This window comes from Brevibacillus brevis NBRC 100599 (assembly GCF_000010165.1).
GTDB lineage: Bacteria > Bacillota > Bacilli > Brevibacillales > Brevibacillaceae > Brevibacillus > Brevibacillus brevis_D.
Window position 1 is genome coordinate 1,671,404 of the sequence record NC_012491.1, and the last position, 20,461, is coordinate 1,691,864.

General features: G+C 48.6%; 17 protein-coding genes. 15 read left to right on the forward strand and 2 right to left on the reverse strand.

Annotated elements, in window-relative coordinates; all coding sequences use genetic code 11:
• Positions 1-473: 473 nt before the first annotated feature.
• The 5 genes from ilvB to leuB all read left to right on the forward strand — a co-directional run bounded on the left by ilvB (position 474) and on the right by leuB (position 6,567).
• Positions 474-2,210, forward strand: coding sequence for a biosynthetic-type acetolactate synthase large subunit (ilvB, locus tag BBR47_RS08430; protein ID WP_041749317.1), 1,737 nt, complete (start codon positions 474-476; stop codon positions 2,208-2,210).
• 1 nt (position 2,211) lies between these two features.
• A complete protein-coding gene (gene ilvN, locus BBR47_RS08435) occupies positions 2,212-2,718 on the forward strand; it encodes an acetolactate synthase small subunit (RefSeq protein WP_012685344.1) in 507 nt (168 codons plus the stop codon).
• Positions 2,719-2,774: 56 nt separating this feature from the next.
• On the forward strand, positions 2,775-3,797 hold the full coding sequence (ilvC, locus tag BBR47_RS08440) for a ketol-acid reductoisomerase (RefSeq protein ID WP_012685345.1): 1,023 nt from the start codon (positions 2,775-2,777) through the stop codon (positions 3,795-3,797).
• Positions 3,798-3,854: 57 nt separating this feature from the next.
• Positions 3,855-5,393 (forward strand): 2-isopropylmalate synthase, encoded by a 1,539-nt coding sequence (locus tag BBR47_RS08445; protein WP_012685346.1) that lies wholly within the window; start codon positions 3,855-3,857, stop codon positions 5,391-5,393.
• Between the two features lie 79 nt (positions 5,394-5,472).
• Positions 5,473-6,567, forward strand: a complete 1,095-nt coding sequence (leuB, locus tag BBR47_RS08450; protein WP_012685347.1) for a 3-isopropylmalate dehydrogenase — start codon at positions 5,473-5,475, stop codon at positions 6,565-6,567.
• Between the two features lie 72 nt (positions 6,568-6,639).
• Here leuB and BBR47_RS08455 read toward each other — a convergent pair whose 3' ends face one another.
• The gene (locus tag BBR47_RS08455) at positions 6,640-7,986 is read right to left on the reverse strand and encodes a TrkH family potassium uptake protein (protein WP_012685348.1); all 1,347 of its coding nucleotides are present in this window, start codon (positions 7,984-7,986) and stop codon (positions 6,640-6,642) included.
• Between the two features lie 88 nt (positions 7,987-8,074).
• Complete coding sequence (locus tag BBR47_RS08460) at positions 8,075-9,517, reverse strand: PLP-dependent aminotransferase family protein (protein ID WP_012685349.1); 1,443 nt, start codon at positions 9,515-9,517, stop codon at positions 8,075-8,077.
• Positions 9,518-9,691: 174 nt separating this feature from the next.
• Between BBR47_RS08460 and BBR47_RS08465 the strand changes: the two genes are divergently transcribed.
• The 10 genes from BBR47_RS08465 to BBR47_RS08510 all read left to right on the forward strand — a co-directional run bounded on the left by BBR47_RS08465 (position 9,692) and on the right by BBR47_RS08510 (position 20,457).
• Positions 9,692-10,198, forward strand: a complete 507-nt coding sequence (locus tag BBR47_RS08465; RefSeq protein WP_012685350.1) for a MogA/MoaB family molybdenum cofactor biosynthesis protein — start codon at positions 9,692-9,694, stop codon at positions 10,196-10,198.
• 121 nt (positions 10,199-10,319) lie between these two features.
• Positions 10,320-12,098, forward strand: coding sequence for a B12-binding domain-containing radical SAM protein (locus tag BBR47_RS08470; protein WP_012685351.1), 1,779 nt, complete (start codon positions 10,320-10,322; stop codon positions 12,096-12,098).
• 37 nt (positions 12,099-12,135) lie between these two features.
• A complete protein-coding gene (locus BBR47_RS08475; protein WP_012685352.1) occupies positions 12,136-12,807 on the forward strand; it encodes a DNA alkylation repair protein in 672 nt (223 codons plus the stop codon).
• A 171-nt stretch (positions 12,808-12,978) separates the two neighbouring features.
• On the forward strand, positions 12,979-13,596 hold the full coding sequence (locus BBR47_RS08480) for a DedA family protein (protein ID WP_012685353.1): 618 nt from the start codon (positions 12,979-12,981) through the stop codon (positions 13,594-13,596).
• 3 nt (positions 13,597-13,599) lie between these two features.
• A complete protein-coding gene (locus tag BBR47_RS08485) occupies positions 13,600-13,983 on the forward strand; it encodes a DUF1294 domain-containing protein (protein ID WP_041749318.1) in 384 nt (127 codons plus the stop codon).
• Between the two features lie 94 nt (positions 13,984-14,077).
• Positions 14,078-15,358, forward strand: coding sequence for a kynureninase (gene kynU / locus BBR47_RS08490; protein WP_012685355.1), 1,281 nt, complete (start codon positions 14,078-14,080; stop codon positions 15,356-15,358).
• Between the two features lie 133 nt (positions 15,359-15,491).
• A complete protein-coding gene (locus tag BBR47_RS08495) occupies positions 15,492-17,033 on the forward strand; it encodes a spore germination protein (protein WP_012685356.1) in 1,542 nt (513 codons plus the stop codon).
• Positions 17,030-18,190 (forward strand): GerAB/ArcD/ProY family transporter, encoded by a 1,161-nt coding sequence (locus BBR47_RS08500; protein WP_012685357.1) that lies wholly within the window; start codon positions 17,030-17,032, stop codon positions 18,188-18,190. The genes BBR47_RS08495 and BBR47_RS08500 overlap by 4 nt, the downstream gene beginning before the upstream one ends.
• On the forward strand, positions 18,183-19,313 hold the full coding sequence (locus BBR47_RS08505) for a Ger(x)C family spore germination protein (protein ID WP_012685358.1): 1,131 nt from the start codon (positions 18,183-18,185) through the stop codon (positions 19,311-19,313). The genes BBR47_RS08500 and BBR47_RS08505 overlap by 8 nt, the downstream gene beginning before the upstream one ends.
• A 13-nt stretch (positions 19,314-19,326) precedes the next feature.
• Complete coding sequence (locus tag BBR47_RS08510; protein ID WP_012685359.1) at positions 19,327-20,457, forward strand: GerAB/ArcD/ProY family transporter; 1,131 nt, start codon at positions 19,327-19,329, stop codon at positions 20,455-20,457.
• Positions 20,458-20,461: the final 4 nt, after the last annotated feature.

Sequence of the window (20,461 nt, forward strand, 5' to 3'; positions counted from 1 at the left end):
ACTGAGCATTCGTTCGGACGAAAGTCTAGTAAAATCTTTTTGTTTTCGTTGACACCCCCTAGGTGCCTAGCTATAATCAGACGTAACACTTTATTCTGACAACAACAATATTGAAAATATTTTTTAAATAGCAGGCTATGACGAGGACGGTGCGCGTTTCCCCTTTTACAGAGAGCCCTGATGCTGAGAAACGGGTATAGGGTACGTCGCATTGCTCACCTCCGAGCCGTTTTGCTGAAACTTGCTTTGCAGGTAGTAGGCCAAACCGCTTAACACCCGTTAACGTGTTACAGTCCACATTTGTTGTGACTGGCTGAGATCGGCTGACCGCGAGGCGCCGATAAAGTTGGGTGGTACCGCGAACCCTTTCGCCCCAAAAGACATGGAAATCGAACCGTGTCGGGGCGAAAGGGTTTTTCTATGTGTCTATAGTTATTTTCAATACCTGTTGGAATTGGGAGGAGGAGAGAGCAATGAGTGTTGAAATGGCCGAATTGCAGAAAAAGAACGGCATTCCACCGATTCAGTTCGGGGAAGAGGTGACAGGAGCAGAAACACTGCTTCGCTGTTTGATCCTGGAGGAGGTCGAATACATTTTCGGCTATCCAGGTGGGGCGGTTCTCCCCATTTATGACTCCCTGTACGGGAGCTACTTCAAGCACATTTTGACTCGCCACGAGCAAGGCGCTATCCACGCTGCTGACGGATATGCCCGAGCGACTGGCAAACCGGGTGTATGTATCGCCACTTCTGGTCCGGGAGCAACGAACCTTGTAACAGGGATCGCAACAGCTCAGATGGACTCGGTTCCGCTAGTCTGCATCACGGGTAACGTGGCACAGTCACTGATTGGTACCGATGCGTTCCAAGAGGCGAACATTACGGGAATTACCATCCCGATTACGAAGCACAGCTACTTTGTCCGCGATATTCGTGATCTCCCGCGGATTGTAAAGGAAGCGTTCCACATTGCGACAACTGGACGCCCTGGCCCAGTATTGATCGATATTCCAAAAGACGTCGCCAATGAGAAGGCACCATTTACCTACCCGGATAAAGTGGAAATTCGCGGCTACCGCGCTTCACTCGTACCAAGCGACAAAGAAGTACAAGAGTTTGTCAAAGCCGTTAGCGAAGCGAAGCGTCCAGTCATTTTGGCGGGCGGGGGAATCATTGCAGCTCAAGCAGAGAAAGAATTGCGCGACTTTGCTGAAAAAACACGCATCCCGGTGATCAACACCTTCATGGGATTGGGCGGTTTCCCTGGAACACACGAGTTATCGCTGGCAATGCCGGGGATGCACGGAAATTACACAGCGAACCAAGCGCTCTTGAATGCGGATTGTGTGATTGGTCTGGGAGCACGCTTTGATGACCGGATCACGATGGGACGCACGAAGGAGTTCGCACCAAAAGCCCGCATTGTACACGTCGACATCGATCCAGCAGAGCTGGGGAAAAACGTAGACACAGCGGTAACAGTAGCGGGCGACGTGAAGAGCACGCTGGCAAAAGCAATTCCGCTCGCAAAAGCTTGTGAATCAGAAGCGTGGATCAGCCAGTTGAAAGAGTGGAAAGAACAATATCCGTACAAGTACAAAAAAGATGGGGACGTATTGAAGCCACAAGCAGTCATTGAACTCTTGTACAACTCCACAGATGGGGAAGCGATCGTCACAACAGACGTTGGACAACACCAGATGTGGACAGCTCAATACTATAAGTTCAAGCACCCGCGCTCCTTTATCTCTTCCGGTGGTCTCGGCACGATGGGCTTCGGCTTCCCGGCAGCAATTGGCGCACAGATCGCTCACCCAGATCGCACGGTAATCTCCGTCGTAGGGGATGGCGGATTCCAGATGACCAACCAAGAGCTGGCAATCGTCTCCCAATACAACATTCCGGTCAAAGTAGCGATTGTGAACAACCAGTGCTTGGGAATGGTTCGTCAATGGCAGGAGCTCTTCTATGATAACCGCTACAGCCAAATCGATCTGACATGCAGCCCGGATTTTGTGAAACTGGCCGAAGCATATGGCGTTAAAGGCTTGCGAGCACACACGCCTGAGGAAGCCGAAGCAGTTTGGGCAGAGGCACTTGCGCATGATGGACCAGTCGTGGTGGACTTCCGAGTTGCACAGGAAGAAAACGTATATCCGATGGTTGCATCAGGCAACACACTAGATCAGATGGAATTGGGGGACGATTAGGATGCAGCAACATACCATTTCCGTACTCGTCAACGACCAACCAGGCGTTTTGACTAGAGTGGCGACACTGTTCGGCCAACGCGGCTTCAACATCGACAGCATTACGGTGGGAGGCACGGAAGAACAGGGGCTGTCCCGGATGATCATTTCAACCGGGGGAGATGACCGCCAAATCAATCAGCTCATGAAGCAATTGCACAAGCTGATCGATGTCATCTCAGTCACGAATCTCAGCGAGAACCCTTTTGTTTCACGGGAACTGGCACTGATAAAAGTGACAGCATCGCCCAGCCAGCTGGCAGAGTTAAACGGAATTGTCGAGCCGTTCCGTGCCGCGATCGTCGATGTGGGTCCTAGCTCACTGATCGTGCAAGTAACGGGTGACACCGAAAAGATTGATGCGCTGCTCGTACTATTACAAAGCTACGGCGTTATTGAATTGACAAGAACAGGTTCAGTAGCGATGGCGCGCAGTATTGTTCCAGTAACAGCCGCAGCAACGGTTTAAATTAAAAAATTTCAGAATAGAAATTCAAACTAAACATTTTTAGGGAGGCTATACAAATGGTAAAAATGTATTATGAAGCGGACGTAAAACAAGAGGTACTGCGTGGAAAAACAATCGCAATCATCGGTTACGGTAGCCAAGGTCATGCACAAGCACAAAACCTGCGCGACAGCGGTTATAAAGTAGTGGTGGGTCTTCGTCCAGGTAAATCTTGGGATGTTGCAGCGAAAGACGGTTTTGAAGTTTTGACTGTAGCAGAAGCAACCAAACGCGCAGACGTAGTACAAATCCTGATGCCGGATGAGCGTCAAGCACAAGTATACCGCGACGAGATCGCTCCAAACCTGAAATCCGGCGCTGCACTTTGCTTCTCGCACGGATTCAACATCCACTATGCGCAAATCGTGCCACCAGCTGATGTAGACGTAATCATGGCAGCTCCAAAAAGCCCGGGTCACCTTGTTCGTCGCGTATACCAAGAAGGCTTCGGTGTACCTGGTTTGATCGCCATTTACCAAGATGCAACTGGCAACGCGAAAGATCTGGCACTCGCATACTCCAGCGGTATCGGTTGCACAAAAGCAGGCGTAATCGAAACTTCTTTCCGTGAAGAGACAGAAACAGACTTGTTCGGTGAGCAAGCAGTATTGTGCGGTGGCGCAAGCGAGCTGGTAAAAGCAGGCTTCGATACATTGGTGGAAGCAGGATATGCTCCTGAGATCGCCTACTTCGAGTGCTTGCATGAGCTGAAGCTGATCGTTGACCTGATGTACGAGGGTGGCTTGGCTCGTATGCGCTACTCCATCAGTGACACGGCTGAGTACGGTGACTACAGTACAGGCCGTCGCATCATCACAGATGAGACTCGCAAAGAAATGAAAAAAGTACTGGCAGAAATCCAAGATGGTACATTTGCTCGCAATTGGATCTTGGAAAACCAAGCAAACCGTCCTGGCTTCACTTCCCGTCGCCGTCTGGAATCCGAACATGGTATCGAGGTAGTAGGGGAGCAGCTGCGTGGCATGATGTCTTGGATCAACAAAGATACGAAAAAAGAAGAAGTGAAAATCGGTCAATAAATAGGTGTGTAAAAAATGTATATATAATGTAGGGAAAAATGTGGAGGTGAAAAGTTCATGCGGACCATTGAGATTTTTGATACGACTCTGCGCGATGGGGAGCAGTCTCCGGGCGTCAATATTAGCACGAACGAAAAGGTGGAGATCGCCCTTCAACTCGAGAAGCTGGGCGTAAACAGAATGGAGGCGGGCTTCGCTGCTGCCTCCCCTGGTGACCAAAAGTCTGTGGCCGAAGTTGCAAAACGGGTGAAGAATGCAACCGTCGTCAGTCTGGCTCGTGCCGTAAAAGACGACATGGATAAGGCATACGAAGCGCTTCGCAACGCACAAAACGCTTCCCTCCACGTCTTTCTCGCAACATCTCCAATTCACCGTCAGTTCAAGCTGAACATGAGCAAGGAAGAAGTCCTTGCTCGGGCGGTGGAAGCGGTCACTTATGCGAAAAAGTATTTTACGGAAGTTCAGTTTTCCGCAGAGGATGCGGCGCGTACCGAGATCGACTTTTTGGCAGAGGTTGTAGAGGCAGTCATTAAGGCAGGGGCTACCACGGTAAATATTCCAGATACGGTTGGCTACATGACGCCGTATCAATACGGAAACATTTTCCGAGAGCTGAAAAAACGCGTGCCTTCTACTGATCTGATTCGCCTGAGCTGCCATTGCCATGATGACCTCGGGATGGCCGTCGCCAACAGTCTTGCTGCTGTCGAGGGTGGAGCTACACAAGTAGAGGGTACCATTAATGGAATCGGAGAGCGCGCAGGAAATGCTGCTCTGGAAGAAGTGGCGCTTGCGTTGGAGACACGCAAGGATTACTACCAGGCGACGACCAAGCTGAATTTGAAAGAAATCGCACGGACCAGTCAGCTGGTAAGCCGTTTGACAGGGATGATCGTACCAGGAAATAAAGCAGTCGTGGGTGCAAATGCGTTTGCGCACGAATCCGGTATTCACCAGGATGGTGTGTTAAAAGAGGTCACTACGTACGAAATTATCCGTCCGGAATCGGTTGGCTTCAAGTCAAACAAACTGGTTCTCGGCAAGCACTCTGGCCGTCATGCTTTCAAAGAAAAATTGGTTGATCTGGGTTATCACTTGGAGCAAGAAGAGGTAAACGCAGCGTTCGCTGCATTTAAAGTATTGTGCGACAAGAAGAAAGAAATCACGGATGATGACATCCTCGCATTAGTCGATTCCAAGATGGTTCGCGGACCCGAAGCGTTCCAGCTGGAATCCGTGCAGCTCGCTTACGGCAACATTTCCGTTCCGACAGCGAGTGTGCGACTGGTTCGTGCCGACGGATCGGTATGCGAAGAAGCCGCTTGTGGAAATGGATCGGTTGATTCTATCTACAAAGCGATTGACCGCGCTACCGGAGAAGAAGTCTCTCTTGTCGACTACAAAATTCTTTCTGTTACCCATGGACAAGATGCGTTGGGTGAAGTGTTCGTACGCCTCCAACAGGACGATCTGATCGTAACAGGACGCGGTGTGAGTACGGATGTGCTGGAAGCAAGCGCCATTGCCTATGTACGGGCAGTCAACAAGATCATGGAGCGGCGAGGCGAGCCTACTCCTGTCAGTGCAACGATATAAAGATAGGGTTTAAAGTGGATAGGATCATAGGAACCAGCAGCGTTCGGAAACCATTACGTATAGAAAAGCGGGATAAACGATGAAGAAAAACTATCGCATCGCCGTTCTTCCTGGAGACGGTATTGGACCAGAAATCATGCAGGAAGCGGTCAAAGTCCTTACACTCGTAGGGGAACTTGAAGGTGTCACTTTTACATGTGAAGAAGGCCGGATCGGTGGGATCGCAATCGATACGGATGGAACACCGTTGCCAGAAGAAACGGTAACGTTGGCAAAGCAAGCGGATGCTGTGCTCTTGGGTGCCGTTGGCGGACCGAAGTGGGATCAAAATCCTGGGCATCTTCGTCCAGAAACAGGGCTGCTCGGTATTCGCAAAGCACTCGGATTGTTTGCGAACATTCGCCCAGCTACCATGCACAGCTCTCTGGTGGATGCGTCCACCCTCAAGCCAGAAGTCGTTTCTGGCGTTGACTTGATCGTTGTACGTGAACTGACCGGAGGGATTTACTTCGGTGAGAAAAAACGCTATGACGGTCCAAACGGTGAAGTCGCAGAAGATCAGTGCATTTATCATGAAGCGGAAGTCGAGCGAATCATTCGAGTTGGCTTCGATATTGCCCGCAAACGCCAAAAGCGTCTCGTATCTGTAGATAAGGCAAACGTTCTCGAAAGCTCCCGCCTCTGGCGCAAGGTAGCCGAGCGAGTAGCGGCTGACTATCCAGATGTAGAGCTGTCTCACCAGTTGGTAGACTCTTGCGCGATGCAGCTTGTGCGTGAACCAAAACAGTTTGACGTCATCGTGACAGAAAACATGTTTGGCGACATCTTGAGTGATCAGGCAGCGATGCTGACTGGTTCGATTGGGATGCTGTCCTCGGCGAGTCTGGCAGCTGGCAGCTTTGGCCTGTATGAACCGGTTCATGGCTCTGCCCCTGACATTGCTGGAAAAGGCATTGCCAATCCGCTGGCAACCATTCTGTCCGTAGCGATGATGCTTCGTCTCTCTCTCGGAATGGATGAAGCGGCAGCAGCGGTGGAAAACGCAGTTTGGTCCGTACTGGAAGCAGGACATCGCACGGGCGATATCGCAGCAGACAGAAGCAAAGCGATTGGTACAATCGAGATGGGCCAACTGGTTCGCGACGAGCTGTCCAAACAGTGGCAAACACAATAAACCATACACAAAACGAAACCCTGCCAAAGTCCTTCGGGTGCTCTGGCAGGGTTTTCTCCATTATGATACGACTTATCCGATCGTGATCTTCCCTTTTGGATAGCGGAAGTACTCCTTTTGCTTGCGTTGTGCGAGGGCAAAGGCAATGGTGAGAGGCCCTACCCGACCGGCAAACATCGTCAATACGATCAGGATTTTCCCGATTGGAGTCAGATGAGGGGTTAGCCCCATGGACAATCCAGTCGTAGCAAACGCAGAAGTGACCTCGAACAGGATCATTTCGAATCGGGCACTTGTCTCTGTAATGGAAAGCACCATCGTCATGACAAGGACAATAAACAAGGAGATCATCGTCAATGTCAGCGATTTGTAGACCATGTGAGGCAGGATGCGTTGTCGGAAGAAGATCACGTCTTCTTTGCCTTTCATTTGGGCGACAACAGCACCAATCAGTGTGGCGAATGTCGTCGTCTTGATACCGCCACCCGTTGATCCTGGGGAAGCACCGATGAACATTAAGAGAATAATGAGGAATAAAGATGACTGATACATGTCACCGATATTCAAGGTGTTCGAACCTGCCGTACGTGCTGTCACTGATTGATAAAGTGAGCCAAGCACTTTGCCCATCATAGACAAAGGCTGCAAGGTCTTCGGATTCGCATACTCCAAAATAAAGATCAGAGCAGTTCCTGCGACAACTAATATCCCGGTCGTAGACAAAACGACCTTCGTATGTAGAGAAAGACGGCGCGTTTGACGGTAATCGTACAGCTCACTCACAACCATGAAGCCGATCCCGCCGAGGATGATCAGCAGACAGACAACGAGCGTGACGACCGGGTCATCTACGTAGGCTGTCAAGCTGGAGAATTCCCCCATTAAGTCAAAGCCAGCATTATTAAAGTTAGAAATTGCATGAAAAAAGCCGAAGTAGATCGCTTTAGGCAATGGGAAATCAAAGGCAAAGCGTATAGAGAGAAGCACACCGCCGATCAGCTCAGTGAGGGCAGTAAAGACCAGAATCATTTTGGCCAAACGAACGATACCTTCCATTGACATCTGATTCAGGGATTCTTGCAGGATGAGTCGCTCGCGCAAGGAGATCTTTTTGCGCATGATTAGTGCGAAAAAGGTAGCGAACGTCATAAAGCCGAGTCCGCCAATTTGGATGAGCGATAAAATGACGAGTTGACCAAAGGTAGTGAAAGTCGTTCCAGTATCGACGACAACCAAGCCTGTTACACACGTAGCAGAGGTGGCTGTAAACAGCGCATCAAGCCAATGCAGACCAAGTCCATCAACTGTAGCGACCGGGAGTGTCAAAAGCAGCGCTCCTAAGAAGATAATCAAGGAAAACCCAAGGACAAGCGTTTTTGGTGGATCAAGGTGAAGCTTTTCTACGATTTTTTTAATCATAGCAGGTTATACCTCGGCTTTTTTTTGAGTCTAGTGAAAAGGAAAAGAGGGAAATCCATTTCTTAGTATGGCATTTCCCTTGGAAAACTTACCGAAGTAGAGCAGCACCCAATCGGTGAAGCCAATGCTTCAACTCTCGTTCTTCCAGTGGAGCGAGTGGAAAACGGACTGCCGGGCAGCGCAGAATATCGGCGGGCTCATCTGCTACGCGAAAAGCATGACCGCCAGTCAGCTCGAGTCCTTCCTCACGCAGAATAGCGACGACTCTCTCTTCTTGTTCGGTTGCTCTTGCGGTTGGCGTGCCCCATTTGATCCACGTATTTAAGCCCCCTGAAATGGGGTACATTCTCGCATGATCAGGAAGTGCCTGGCGTCTTTCCTGCCACAGTCGCAGGAAGCGGGTCTGGAACAGGGCGCGACGATCCGTCAGAAACTCTTCATAAAACCATGGATCATCGAGGAGGCGGACGGCGGATTCCACGACGAGCAAGGATGGCTCAGCTCCTGTCATGGAAACAAGCTGACTGTAGCGTTCCAACTCGTCATCCGATAAATCAGAAGGAAGCATCAATACGCCCAATTGCAGATCGCGAGCCAACGTTTTTGACAACGAATGCAGATAGTAGACCTCCACAGGGCTTTTTGCCTGTGCAGCCATCTGGTACAGCGGAACACTCGGTTCTTCAAACCAGAGGTCGCCATAATGGTCATTTTCCACAAGACGTACGTTGTGGCTTTGCGCCCATTCGAGCAGATCTTCCTTTCGTTTCAACGAATAGCTGATACCCGTAGGAAATTGATAATGCGGGTTAATCAAAAGCCAATTCGCCGGGTAATGCTCCTGCTCTTCTGTGAGAGCTTGAATACAAACGCCTTCTTCATCCATGCGAATCGGGCGAACGGTAATTCCGCACTGACTCAATAGGCGAAGAAATACGGGATAGCTGTACTCCTCCACATAGACGACATCACGTGAATTCATGACACGCTGGGCAAGAAAGGCGAAGCCGCTTGTGCTTCTATTAAAAAGCAGGAGGCGCTCAGGTGAGTGAGGAAGCCCACGGCGGCCGAGGTGATCGGCAAAAACCTTGGCAGCTTGTGTACGCCTGATTTTCTTTTGCGCGGACGGTTCATCCAATACGGTCAGGCTCTCATAAAAAGCACCACGCAATCGTTTCACCAGCTCTTCGCTAGGACGAGGGGAGGAATCAGCTAGGGAAGCGATCGGAATATCTGTGAGCGGGAGGCGATTTTCCAAACGAGCTTCTTTAGCAAGCTGCGTCAAGTAATAACCTTTGCCGTGCACAGCTTCCAGCCAGCCTTCCAACGCAAGATGATCGTATGCTTTTTTGACTGTCTCCAACGAGCAGCCGCTAATTGTTTTCATATCTCGCAGTGATATCAATTGTTGTCCATCTACAAGAAAGGCACCACGAAGAATCGCTGTTTTCAATTGTTCAGCGAGTTGTACATAGATCGGTGTGTGCGATTGTTTGTGGAAATGAAAAGAAAAATATGGTCGCTCTGGCATTCGCGCACGCCTCCTTGTCTGTCAAAAAAATAGCAGTCATCAGCATTATATAGGAAAGCGAAGCATCTCGGGTATAGGGAGTGAAGAAATTGTTGCCGGAACGACGAGGGTATTGGAAACCGGAACATGGTATCATGAGAAGAGATATATATTGAAGAAATGAGGAAAATACGGATGAGTACGCAGGAACACAAGGCGCTATCGCCCAAGCAAGTCACATGCATGGTCATCACCGTTTCCGATACCCGGACAGAGGATACAGATAAAAGCGGGCAATTAATGAAGCAACTATTGACTGAAGCAGGTCACAGCGTTGCGCTTTATCAAATAGTTAAGGACGAGCCTGTACAGGTCATAGCTGCGATCGAAGCGGGAATCGCACATGAAGATGTTCAAGTCATTCTTCTCAATGGCGGTACTGGCATTTCCCCTCGAGACAATACCTTTGAGGCTGTTTCTGGCTTGCTCGATAAGGAAATGCCAGGGTTTGGCGAGCTGTTTCGGATGTTGAGCTTTACAGAAGACATCGGTTCGGCAGCGATGCTCAGTCGTGCGATTGCAGGAACGCGGAAAGGGAAAATGATTTTTTCCACGCCAGGTTCGACAGGTGCGGTGCGACTGGCGATGAATCGGTTGATCGTGCCGGAGCTGGGGCATGTGGTGCGCGAATTAAACCGTTAACGATTTGCCGTTACTAGCCTCGTATGGTACTGTTACGAAAGGAAAAAGATCGGTCAGACCTGAACCATCGATTGCAGATGGTTTTTTGGTGCCGAATTTTGCAAGGAGAGTAGACCCATCCATGAAGATTTTACTATCGACTTTAAACGCCAAGTTTATTCACTCCTCACTCGCTTTGCGTTATTTGCGAAGCTATGCTCAGGAAGCATTTCCTTCGATTGAGCTGGTGGAGTATACCATCAACGATGTGACGTTAAATATAGTAGCAGATATACACAAGCGCAAGCCCGATGTTGTTGCATTTTCCTGTTATATCTGGAACATTCGTGAGACCCTCAGTGTCATGCGCACGCTGAAAAAGATTTGCCCGGATGTTCCGATTATCCTCGGCGGACCAGAAGTGACCTATGATGCGGACGAATGGATGAAGAAGCATCCTGAAATCGATGTGATCTGCATTGGTGAAGGGGAGCAAACCTTCTTGGAGCTTTTGCAGGTGTACCAGGAATCCCTGCAAACCAAGCAGCCTCCGCGCTTGCGTGATGTAGCCGGAATCGCTTATCGCGAAGAGGAGTACGTGCGTTTTTCTATGCCGCGTGCGCAGGTTGAAGAGATGGACAGCATTCCTTCCCCATACGCGGATCATCTGGACGAGCTGAACAACCGCGTCGTCTATTTCGAGGCATCCCGTGGCTGTCCGTTCAAATGCCAATACTGTCTGTCTTCGATTGAAGACGGCGTACGCTATTTCAGTCTGGAACGAGTGAAGGAAGATCTCATGCGTTTGATCAATCACGGCGTCAAAACGATCAAGTTCGTGGATCGAACGTTTAACATCAATAAAAAATATGCGTTGGAAATCTTTCAGTTTTTGATCGATAACCACAATGGCACGGTCTTTCAATTCGAGATTACGGCAGACATTTTGCGCGCGGACGTACTCGACTTCTTGACCGAGAACGCACCTCCAGGTATTTTCCGCTTCGAGATTGGGGTTCAGTCCACGAATGATGAGACCAACCGCCTTGTTCAGCGGATTCAGCGCTTCGATCGCCTTGCGCGGACAGTGACACAGATCAAGGATTCGAAAAAAATCGATCAGCATTTGGACTTGATCGCTGGTTTGCCTGAGGAAGATTATGCGTCCTTCCGCAAAACCTTCAACGACGTGTTTGGTCTGCGCCCGGAAGAACTTCAGCTCGGCTTTTTGAAAATGCTGCGCGGGACAGGTGTTCGTGCGCGAGCGGCTAATCACGGCTATGTTTTTATGGATGAGGCTCCTTACGAAATTTTGGGGAACAACGTCCTTTCCTTTGATGACATGCAAAAAATCAAGCGTGTAGAAGACATTTTGGAAAAGTACTGGAACGCGCACCGGATGGACTATACAGTGGAGTGGCTCTTGGCGAATCAGTTCGAAACGGCTTTTGACTTCTTCCAGGCATTTGGCGATTATTGGGAAAATCAGGGTTGGGGCCGAATTGGTCATCAATTAGAGGATTTGTTCGTACGTTTGCAGAAGTTTTTGCAATTCCAGGAAGTGGATGGTATGGGTCATGTGCTTAGCATGATGAAATTCGATTTCCTGCGCAACCAGAAGCATCGCCCGCGCAAGCTGTGGTGGGAGGATGTCATGGACAAGGAAGAGATGCAACAGACGTTTGCTGTCCTAACCGAGCAGCGTGAGCGACTCCGCGATGATTTTGCGGCACATGCTGCGTTGGAAAAAGATTATTTCAAACACACGCTGACTGCCAAGGTGACCTTTGATATTGAAAAATGGATGGAGACCGGTGAGCTTGTCGAGGGAGATTTTACACTCGTCGTGTATTATCCGTACAAAGACGAAGAGCAAAATGCTTTTGCCGTCGTCAAGCAGGACGTCCAAGCAGCAGGCTAAACCACCGGATGATCAGATGGGGTGGGAGGAGACGCGGATGAACGCAAGTGAGTATACGGAGGCTGTCGAGGAACGGTTGCGTGCACATAGTGATTCGATTGTGGCTGGCCCCATGGCACAGTACATGAAAAATCATTTTCCTTTTCTGGGGATAAAATCACCACAGCGCAAAGAACTGACCAAACAAATCTTTCGTGAGTATGGTGTACCCGAAGATTGGGAGCAGGTCGTTCGGTCCTTGTGGGCTTTGCCAGCGCGAGAGTACCAGTATGTAGCGCTTGACGTACTCGAGAAGTCCAAAAAGCGTCTCACCCCTAACCATCTCCCGTTCGTTGTCGAACTGATTACGACAAAATCGTGGTGGGATACCGTCGATTATTTGGCTTCCCATACAACGGGCAAATTGTTCGCCGTACATCCCGAACTGATCGAACCGAATACGACAGCCTGGATGGATGGGACCAACATGTGGCTGCAACGAACGGCAATTTTATTTCAATTGTCGTACAAGGACAAGACCGATCAGCGGCGGCTCTTTTCTTTGGTGGAAAGATGCGCGGATTCCAAAGAGTTTTTTATTCAGAAGGCAATCGGCTGGGCGTTGAGAGAGTATGCGAAAACCAATCCCAAAGCCGTGCGTGAATTTGTAGAAGCGACTCCACTTGCGAGTTTGTCCAGGCGTGAAGCGCTCAAGCATCTATCAGGATAGGGTCGTCTGTTGTATCTGTGCTTGATAAAATACGCAAATCTATTGCACAATAAACAAGTACCTTTTTTGAGGTTCATAACGTAATACATAGAGTCAGATATCGTGCGATGCCATAGCTGCTAGTATGTCAAGAAATGACCGCACTGTGGCAAGGATAGGGGATTTTGCCTCATGGAAGTCGACCTGCTAATGTCCATCATAGAGCAATACGGTTACGTAGCGATTTTTTTCATGCTTTGGCTGGGGATTGTAGGCTTGCCGATTCCCGATGAGCTGGTTGTCGCTACAGGAGGATTTCTTGCCTCCATTGGCATGTTAAACCCTTGGTATTCTTTTTTGGCGGGATATTTAGGGGTTGCCTCCGGATTGACGATTGGCTTTTTACTTGGAAAGTACTTTGGGAAACCGATATTGCAGTGGTTGTGCAAAACCGAGAAAATGAGGAACGCCGTGAATCGATCAACGAGCTTGCTGGAGAAGTATGGAACTACTGCTCTTTGCATCAGCTACTTATTTCCGGTTGTCCGTCATGTCGTACCTTATTTGGTCGGGCTTGGTGGTATGACGTTCCGGCGTTATGCGGTGCTGTCATATCCGATCGGGTTGATTTGGACCATCGCCTTTTACTTTCTCGGCCATGTATTCGGTAATAATGTGGAAGCCATTATCGAGGTCATCCGTAAATACGGTTTCTACGCTTTGCTGGTGATCGTGATTGTATTGGCTGTGGTATTTTTCGTACGCAAGCAGTTTATGGCAAATCGGGCATATCGGGCAAAAGGAGAATAAGAAATGTACCATCAACAATTAGCTGCCCACCGCCGCAATTTCATGTTGCTGCTCGTTATTAGTTGGGCCCTCCTCTTGGTCGGATACTTCAATTCGAATGTTTGGGTGCTGGCGGCAGGAGCTTTACTGGTGAATGGCTATGCTTATTACCTGATGCAGGCAGACAAGCGTCTGGCTAAAGAAAAAGGTTTTCGGGTTCCAGAAATGAGCCTTTTTTTGGTCGCATTTTTAGGAGGAGGGATTGGGGCGTTTGAGGGTATGCTCATTCAACGGCATAAAACCAAGCATACCTCTTTTCGTATTCTACTCCCGCTCTTTTGCATCGCGCAAATCTTGCTAGTCATTTGGGGAATACAACTATATTTGGATAAGAATCTCGTGTCGTAGGTGGCACGGGATTTTCTTTTTGTAAAAAGGATTCTTTTGTTTGAAAATTCAGCCTATAATGGAAGTAACGATGGAACAAGCTGAGGAGGTAGTTATGTCTCAATCGAGCGGCTTAACGAAAGCGTACGCGCAGCAATTGGATGCACAGGATGAACTCGCGAGCTATCGCGAAGAGTTTTATTTGCTTCCGAGCCTGTATTTGGATGGAAACTCGCTTGGCCTCATGTCAAAAAGAGCGGAAAAGAGCGTCATGGATATGATGCAGTCTTGGAAGGAGCTGGGTGTGGAAGGCTGGACAACGGGTCGTCATCCGTGGTTTTTCTTTTCGGAGAAATTGGCAGAGATGAGCGCAGCGCTTGTAGGGGCAGGCCCGGAGGAAGTGATTGTCACGGGATCTACGACGATCAACCTGCATCAGCTGGCAGCTACCTTCTATCGTCCTGTTGGGAAGAGGTCGAAGGTCGTTGCCACTGAACTGGATTTCCCTACCGATATATACGCACTGCAGAGTCAAATGAAGCTCCACGGGCTGGACCCGGAAGAGCATTTGGTTCGGGTGGCATCAAGAGATGGTCGCCTAATCGAAGAAGAGGATATTATCGATGCGATGACGGATGAAGTAGCACTCGTTGTCCTTCCTACCGTCCTGTATCGCAGTGGCCAGCTGCTCGATATCGAACGGTTGACAGCAGCCGCACATGAGAGAGGCATTCTGATTGGTTTTGACGGATGTCACTCTGTAGGAGCGATCCCGCATTCCTTCAGTAAATGGGGAGTGGACTTTGCCTACTGGTGTAACTACAAATACGTAAATGCAGGGCCTGGAAGCGTGGGCAGCCTATATGTAAATCGCAAGCATTTTGGCAGGACTCCTGGATTGGCGGGATGGTTCAGCTCGAAAAAGGATAAGCAATTTGACATGGATCATACGCTGGAGGCATGTGAAAGTGCGGGCGCTTACCAGATCGGTACCCCACATATGCTGAGTCTCGCCCCACTGCTTGGTTCGTTGGAAATGTTCCAGGAGGTGTCCATGGAAAAGCTCCGTACCAAGTCGCTCGGCTTAACGCGGTTCATGATGGATTTGATCGAGGTGGAGCTGACAGACATGGGTTTTACGATTGCGAACCCACAGCAGGACGATCGCCGAGGTGGGCATGTCAGCCTTGAGCACGAAGAGGCCATACGTATATGCAAGGCCTTGAAGGAAGCGGGCATTATTCCTGACTTTCGTGCCCCAAACATCATCCGGTTAGCCCCTGTTGCTTTCTATACGACTTATACAGAGGTTTGGGAAAGTGTCCAGATCTTAAAGGCGATCATGCTGGAGAAGAGCTACGAGAAATTTGAAAACAAGCGCGAGGTAGTCGCTTGACAGGTCCGACTTAGGTTGGACCTGTTTTTCTTTTGTAATACGCCATTTACGGGATTTTCTTTCCATTATTGGGCACACTATCCGTACCTGTAGACAGTCTACATTCTACATTCCATGGATAAGGGTGAGCAGCTTGAGCCAGTTTCTTCAAGCATGGAAAAAAAGAAAAGAAGCCCTCCAGTCAAAAACGTTGGAGCAGCACTCCGACAAGAGCATGGAAAGCGTATCCGATGTTGCGCTCACGACAAATGTGGAGGAAAACATCCAATTGATTCAAGCGCAGTTTGGAAAGTGTGACGATCTCGTCGTTCGTCGTTTTCAAACGAAGACAAAGACGCAAGCCGCTATCGTTTTTATAGATGGCATGGTGGATCGAAATGTCATCAGCGATTTTATTATTCGCTATATGACGACTCCCGATATCACCTATAATGATCCGGCTACAAATGAGCTGGATTTGACAGACAAACTGAGGCAGATCGTCCGAAATATTTTGTCTGGATGTGCGGTACTGATCCTCGATGGATGTCAAAATGCATATTTGAATAACACGAGAGGTTGGGACAGGCGTTCAGTGGAAGAGCCTCAGACGGAATCCGTCGTACGAGGGCCACGCGATGGTTTTTGTGAGACGTTGTGCGTGAATTCAGCACTAATCCGCTTCCGCTTGAAGGACCCGAATCTCAGAGTGCGACATATGGTTGTCGGAGAACGAACGCAGACTGACATTTACATCATGTACGTCGAGGGTATTGCGTATCCCCCGATGGTAGAGGAAGTGATTGCGCGAATCGAGAGTAATGTTCGGGTGGATTCTGTGCTGGAGAGCGGGTACATCGAACAAATGATCCAGGATCGGAGATGGTCTCCATTTCCGCAGATTCAAAATACGGAGCGCCCGGACAAAGTAGTGGCCAATCTTTTGGAAGGGAAGGTAGGCATTCTGGTAGATGGGACTCCGTTCGGATTGATTGCTCCGGCTGTTTTTTCGCAGTTTTATCAGAGTCCTGAGGATTATTACGAGCGGTTTTATATCGCGACCTTGATTCGTTTCATTCGGATTATCAGTATCAGCATTGCCTTGTTGTTGCCGTCTCTTTATATCGCTTTTAGTTCGTTTCATCCTGAGATGATCCCTTCTCGACTGGTCATTGCGATGGCGGCAGGACGATCTACCGTTCCATTCCCTTCTTTAATCGAAGCTCTGTCTATGGAGTTGGCCATTGAAATATTGAGGGAAGCGAGTGTGAGGCTGCCGGGGCCAATCGGTCCTACGATTGGGATTGTTGGGGCACTCGTGGTTGGGGAAGCAGCGGTAACGGCTGGGCTTGTCAGTCCTGTCATGGTGATCATCGTGGCTGTAACGACAATTGGCTCGTTTGCATCCCCAAGTTACAGTGCAGCGATTGCTATACGCATGCTCCGCTTTCCGGTAATGATTCTGGCAGGAATGTTTGGTCTATACGGTATTATGCTGTTTTTGATTGTCATCCTCATTCATTTGTCTTCACTGAAATCGTTTGGAGTGCCCTATATGAGCCCGCTTAGTCCGCTCAACCTGAATGGAATGAAGGACTTGTTCATACGGGCACCCCATCACATGTTGAAAACAAGACCGATGATGTTTCATGTTCAAGACAAAATCCGGATCAGAGAGGAGGATAACCAGAAATGAACAGGAGGGAAGGGCACGTCTGGCACCAGACTCTATCGATGTGGCAGCAAATTTGTCTCATGACAAGTACCTTAATCGGTGTCGGAGTTTTGACCCTTCCTCGCACAACCAGTTCGAAATTATATGAGGCAGGCTGGATCGCCCCTCTGATTGGCTCAGCAGGTGCGTATGTCTCCTTATGGCTAATTGTCAAATTGAGCAAGCGTTATCCAGGGGAAACCTTTATTGAATACAGTCACAAGGTGTGGGGATCTGCCAAACGGCCCTGGGTGGGAAAAGTTTTCAGCCTTCCTTGGATTTGTATCTATTTGGTATACCTGTATTTCTCCACGGCAGTCGTATCGCGTGTATTTGGTGAAGTGGTTGTGACTTCCGTTCTGTTGCAGACTCCGTTGGAAGTTATGCTTATCACGATGTTTTTATTGATACTATTCTTGTGTATGCATGAGGTGGAAGTAGTAGCGCGAGTGAACGAGCTGCTGTTTCCTTTTATTATCTTTCCCCTTCTTTTTATCGCGATTGCGTCGTTTCAAAAGGCGGAAATTGGGAATCTCCTGCCGATTAATCATGTGTCGATCCGATCAATGGTAGAAGGAGTGTACGAAGGAATTTATTCCTATTCCGGTTTTGAAATTATGTTCATCTTTTTCGCCTATGCGCAACAAAACACGAACAGGGAATTGGCGGGATTTTACAGTTTATTAATTGCAGCATCACTCTACATGTTAATTGTGGTTGCTGGTATTTCGGTGTTTGGTTACGAAGAGCTGCAGAGGGTGACGTGGCCGACACTAGAATTGGTCAAGACGACCCAGGTGCCCGGATTGATCTTGGAACGATTGGAGTCCGCTTTTTTGGCAGTGTGGGTTTCGGCTGTTTTTACTACGGTAGCCAATGCGTATTACGTTGTTGTTTATTCATTGAGACAGTTGTTTCGTAAGGGAATCAGGTTTCAAAGAATCATGGCTTCTGTCCTTCTCATCCCTTTATTCTTCTTTGCCCTCATTCCACAAAACATCACGGAAGTATTCAGTATGGCTTCGGTGCTGGGGTTGTCTAGCCTGGTCATTAATTTGCTGATCCCTGTCGTTTACTGGGTAGCAATCCTCATCCGCGACATGGTGACCCGACGAGAGGGGCGGAATATCGATGGGTAAGTCTCTTAGATACTTCGCGTTGCTGATTATCTGTACAATCCTGCTGACAGGGTGCTGGGACAGACGTGAATTGGAAGAACGCGCATCGGTGTTGGCCATTGCGATAGATCAGGATGAAAAAAATGAAAATCTGTACAAAATGACCGTCCAAATCCCTATTCCCATCAAAATCGCAGGGAGTAGCGGAAAGGGCGGAGGAAATAATGCGGATGCCGTGAAAATCATGAGCGTGACAGGAAGAACGGTGACAGATGCATCCAATAACTTGCAAATGCGGCTAAACCAACGATTGTTTCTTGGGCATACGCGTATTCTTGCCGTAAGTGAGGAAGTGGCTAGAAAGGGAATCCAAGACATCATGGACAGCTTTCGTCGTGAACCGCAAATACGACGCCTCCTGTGGCCGATCGTCGTAAGGGGCAAAGCGTCTACCTTGCTGGAAATCAAGCCGAGGATCGAGCCGATTCCAGTCGTCTTTTTGATGGGGCTGATCGAAAATGGCATGAAATTAGGAAGAATTCCAGACCAAACGTTGGGCGACTATTTCAATCAGACCTCTAATCTAACCATGGAGCCGTTTTTGAATTATGTAGAGGCAAGAAATAATGAGGTGAGCTGGAAAGGGGTTGCTGTTTTTCGGGGACACAAGATGGTGGGGATATTGGATCACGTACAGTCATGGGTATTACTTCAGCTGCGAAATAAAAAACCGGGTGGAGACATTGTGATTCCGTTGCCGAAAACCAAGAACGGATATGTGAGCTTTCGTCCGCATTTTGTAAAAAAAAAGGTGATCATTCACAAATCCTCTTCCGCTACCTATCAATGCGAGCTCCAAGGGGATATTGTCGAACTTACAGAAAACCTGAAAATTCCTCCTGAGCAATTCATCTTACAAATGCAAGCGCTTATTAAAAAAGAAATGGAAAACCGCGCAAAGAAGCTCTTGCAGCAATTACAAAAGCAGTACAATAGTGACATTTTGAAACTGGGCCTTACACTGCGTGCGAAGCATTACCAAGACTACTGGAAAACGCACAACTGGAAGCAAGATTTCAAGGATTTTCCGATTCGCGTTACATACACAATCAAGCTGCGCCGTCTTGGTATGGAAATGCAATAGGAGAGCGATCACTGTGGAGAAACAGCAACGTAATTTTGGTACCTGGCAACTGACAAGCATTATGATCAGTTCAATGATCGGGGTAGGTATCCTCGTCATCCCGAGAACGGCAACCGAACTGCTTCATCAAATGGGATGGTTGGGACCCATTGCAGGTGCTTTCGTAGCGTCTTTGGCTGTGGCGGCTATCGTTTATTTAGGCAACCAGTTTCCTGGCCTTACCTTTGTCGAATTTATGCCGAAGATATTTGGTGTTGCCATCGGTACCCTGTGTATATGTCTCTTCATTCTCTATCAGTTCCTCAATGCGGGAATCACAGCCAGATTGTTTGGGGAAGTCGTCGTGACCTCCGTATTGCCACAAACGCCACTGGAAGTAATTATCATCACGTTGCTATTGTTGGTCGTGTTTCTTTGTTGTCATGAGATTGAAGTTGTGGCAAGGGTAAATGAGCTGTTGATTCCTTTCCTCCTTTTGCCGTCTCTCTTGATTCCGCTCGTCTCCTTCATGAACGCAGATTGGTACAATTTATTGCCATTCCGATTCGAGTCATGGACAAATGTCATGAAAACGGGGCTGAATACGTATACGCTCTACACTGGGTATGAGTTGTTAATGGTTTACTTTGCCTTCGCTATTCCTGGGGCAAGGTTAGGGGTGGCTAGCATGACAGGGATGAGCTTTTCTCTTGTCGTTTATCTGATTACAGTTGTAGCAGGCATTACTGTATTTGGCTATGAAGAATTGCAGAGGCTGGTGTGGCCTACACTTGAACTGGTCAAGGTAACGCAGAAAACTGGCTGGTTTTTGGAGCGTTTTGAGTCCGCCTTTTTGGCGATTTGGGTTGCTTCCGTATTTACAACGATCGGGAATATGCTTTACGCGACGATTTTTTCATTGCGGCGCTTGTTCCACAAAGGCATTCGTTTTCAGCAAATCACCGCGATTGTGATCATGATGCCTCTTTTTTTCCTAACGTTAGTGCCGCAAAATATAGTGGAGCTGTTTTCTTATACACAGCATTTGACCAATGTAGGATATTTGATCACCATCATCATCCCTATCTTGCTGGCAATTACCCAATTCATACGCAATCGGTTCAACAAAGGTCGAGAAGTGAATAATGCAAAGGGAGGGACATAGGAGC